The organism is Nostoc sp. NMS7, assembly GCF_017115085.1.
Taxonomy (GTDB): Bacteria; Cyanobacteriota; Cyanobacteriia; order Cyanobacteriales; family Nostocaceae; genus Nostoc.
The window spans coordinates 1-3,235 of sequence record NZ_JABXKJ010000175.1 but is presented as its reverse complement, the minus strand read 5'-3'; the positions used below and the strand labels follow the sequence as shown (position 1 = coordinate 3,235).

At 42.1% G+C, this 3,235-nt stretch carries 4 protein-coding genes; all 4 read left to right on the top strand.

Translation table 11 applies throughout. From position 1 onward, the window contains the following. The first annotated feature begins 37 nt into the window (after positions 1-37). The 4 genes from HWQ38_RS19575 (at position 38) to HWQ38_RS19560 (ending at position 3,122) form a co-directional block, all read left to right on the top strand. On the top strand, positions 38-604 hold the full coding sequence (locus HWQ38_RS19575; RefSeq protein WP_292796655.1) for a substrate binding domain-containing protein: 567 nt from the start codon (positions 38-40) through the stop codon (positions 602-604). A gap of 503 nt (positions 605-1,107) precedes the next feature. Beyond that, positions 1,108-2,076 carry a sodium-dependent bicarbonate transport family permease gene (locus HWQ38_RS19570; RefSeq protein WP_292796652.1) on the top strand — a complete coding sequence of 323 codons (969 nt, stop codon included), beginning with the start codon at positions 1,108-1,110 and terminating at the stop codon, positions 2,074-2,076. A 4-nt stretch (positions 2,077-2,080) separates the two neighbouring features. Further along, the gene (locus tag HWQ38_RS19565) at positions 2,081-2,392 is read left to right on the top strand and encodes a P-II family nitrogen regulator (protein ID WP_292796649.1); all 312 of its coding nucleotides are present in this window, start codon (positions 2,081-2,083) and stop codon (positions 2,390-2,392) included. Positions 2,393-2,420: 28 nt separating this feature from the next. Then, positions 2,421-3,122: a carbonic anhydrase gene (locus HWQ38_RS19560; RefSeq protein WP_292796657.1), complete on the top strand. Its 702-nt coding sequence runs from the start codon at positions 2,421-2,423 to the stop codon at positions 3,120-3,122. Positions 3,123-3,235: the final 113 nt, after the last annotated feature.

Genomic DNA, 3,235 nt, shown 5'->3' with positions numbered 1-3,235 from the left:
CTTTCAATCGGCTCTGCATTTATATTATGCAGCTTAAATGCCGATTAGCTTACTACAAGACTTTCAAGCACGCTATTGCAAAGTTAAGCTCGAAATTTTTATTACTGAACGCAAGATCAATTTGATTGAGGATGGTATTGATGTGGCTTTAAGAGTTGGCGAACCCAAGGATAATCAGACAATTGCCAAGAAGTTGGGTGAATATCGTCATCAGCTCGTTGCTAGCCCAGATTTTCTCAAAAAATATGGTGAACCTTCCCAACCAGAGCAACTTCTCACAATGCCTTGTGCGAGTTGGAACACACGAAGTGATGCGAGAAAATGGTCATTAGGAGATGAGTCGATCCAAATTGCTCCCAGTTTGCAAGTCAATGATTATCTTCATCTCCTGAAGTTAGTTCTAGCTGGTACATGTGTTACTGAACTGCCCCCTTTCCTGATCAAAGAGCATCTAGCTAGCGGACGGTTGAAGACATTACTGGAAGATTATTCGTTACCCACTCAACAACTAAATCTGCTGTATCCATCCTGTAAGCAACTATCTCGTTTGGTCAGTACTTATATTGACTTTTGTACTGAGTGGGTTGATTGCTTATTTCAATAGTAAGAAACTTTTACTGACAAAATTTACAACCCAGATTCCGCACCATAAAGTGTCACAGGGCGATCAAGACAAGTAATTAGTACTGATGAACTAAAAGGGAAAGAGATTGTCCCGACAATACGTTAACTTTTCTACTTAGAAAAGTTAGCCGCTAGTTATTCCTGCGCGTTGTGTCGTAAAATCAGCGACGGGGAATCAAACATCAAAACATGGTGGGCAAACTCTCACTTGTTCTGTTGTCAACAGAGCTTACAGCTATTTTCAGTTAATTGAACTACAGATTTTCGTAGGGATAGAGCAATGTTCCCTAGCCCGTGGTTTATTTGCTTGAAAAACGCTGTAATACCTAACTGAGAGTATAGTCACCAATCGGACTATTCACTCCTTGACTACCCAATTGACATTGGGTAGCAATACACGATACATCATGATTGAACCGTTAAATTTTTAAAGATGAAAAATTTCTTTAATTGCAGGTTTCACCAGTATAAAGAGGGGTGGATATGGATTTTAGCTTAATTGTATCCAACATTTTGAATCCGCCAATCCTGTTTTTCTTTTTAGGCATGACTGCCGTTTTTGTCAAGTCTGATCTGGAAATTCCCCCACCAGTGCCTAAACTCCTTTCGTTGTATCTGCTGTTTGCCATTGGTTTTAAAGGAGGGGTAGAACTAATCAAAAGCGGACTGAATCAGGAAGTAATTCTCACACTCGTGGCAGCAATGTTGATGGCTTGTTTTGTTCCAATTTACACCTTTTTTATTCTAAAGTTGAAATTGGATACTTACGATGCGGCGGCGATCGCAGCAACCTACGGTTCTATCAGTGCCGTCACTTTCATCACTGCTGGGGCTTTTCTGAATGAGCTTGGTATTCAGTATGATGGCTACATGGTAGCAGCTCTTGCACTGATGGAATCTCCAGCGATCATTGTTGGTCTGATCTTGGTGAGTATATTCACAATTAATGAGAAGCGAGAGTTTGCTTGGTCGGAAGTTTTGCAAGAAGCATTTCTTAATAGTTCAGTTTTTCTACTAGTCGGTAGCCTGTTGATCGGCGTCTTGACAGGAGAACGTGGTTGGCACGTATTAGAACCCTTTGCTCAAGGGTTGTTTTATGGCATTCTCACCTTCTTTTTGCTGGATATGGGACTGGTCGCTGCTAGAAGAATTAAAGACTTGCAAAAAACCGGAGTTTTCCTGATTTTATTTGCCATACTAATTCCAATACTCAATGCAGGCATTGGGTTGGTGATTGCCAAATTCATCGGTATGCCTCAAGGAAATTCGCTGTTATTCGCTGTATTGTGTGCCAGTGCTTCTTACATTGCTGTCCCAGCTGCGATGCGGATGACTGTTCCCGAAGCAAATCCCAGCCTGTATGTTTCTACTGCTCTAGCAGTGACATTCCCGTTCAATATTATTGTGGGAATTCCGTTATATCTCTACGGAATTAACCTATTTTGGAGGTAATAATATGCACGTAGTTAAAAAGATAGAAATTATCGCCAACTCTTTTGAACTTGCCAAAATTTTAGATAGTTTAGACAAGTCTGGTGTACATAGCCATGCCGTCATTAGAAATGTTGTTGGTAAAGGATTACGAGGAACTAGTGAAGATTTAGACATGACCATGCTTGATAATGTTTACATCCTCGCGTTTTGTATGCCAGAACAACTCAAGCCTGTTGTCGAAAATATCAAACCACTTCTCAACAAGTTCGGAGGTACTTGCTACGTTTCCGATGTGATGGAGATTCGCTCAGTTAGATGTGTCGCATCGATTTAAGGGAGTGATAAATTCAATGAAGCATTTCATGGAACGTCGTGACTTTTTGAAGTTGGGAATGACCGGGGCGTTTGGAATGATGTTAACTGCCAGTGATCTACTCTGGCAGGTTGAACAGGCTAAAGCTGCCGAAATACTCTCAAACTCCCCTGAATCCCTCAATCCCGATGCAGCGTTACAAAAGCTGATGGAGGGAAATCAGCGATTTGTTGCTCATCAACCCCAATATCCCGATCAAACTGCGCTGCGATTGCAGGAAGTTGCTCAAGCTCAACATCCATTTGCAACTATTCTCAGTTGTGCGGATTCACGAGTACCCGCAGAAATTGTTTTTGATCAGGGCATTGGGGATATCTTTGATGTTCGGATTGCCGGAAATATTGCCACCCATGAAGCGATCGGCAGTATTGAATATGCGGTTGTTTTGTTAGGTTCTCCCCTGCTGATGGTGATGGGTCATGAGCGTTGTGGGGCTGTAACCGCAGCTGTAAAAAATGAATCGTTACTCGGTGATATTAGTACTTTTGTGAAGGCAATTAAGCCAGCCGTAAAAAAGGTCAAGAATCAGCCCGGTGATGCCGTTGAAAATGCTGTGGTGGCAAATGTGCAATATCAAATTGAACGGTTGAAGCGATCGCCGCTTTTAACTGAGCAAGTGCGATCGGGTAAATTGAAAATTGTCGGGGGTCGTTACGATTTGGATACAGGGAGGGTGAATATTATTACTTAATTTGGCAGAGAATTGCTAGATGAGAGGGATGAGGGGGATGAGGGGGACGAGGGGGACGACTGGAGTTTAGACTAAAAGCGATATGAGAGAACGCAAACCAAATGGAATTAGAG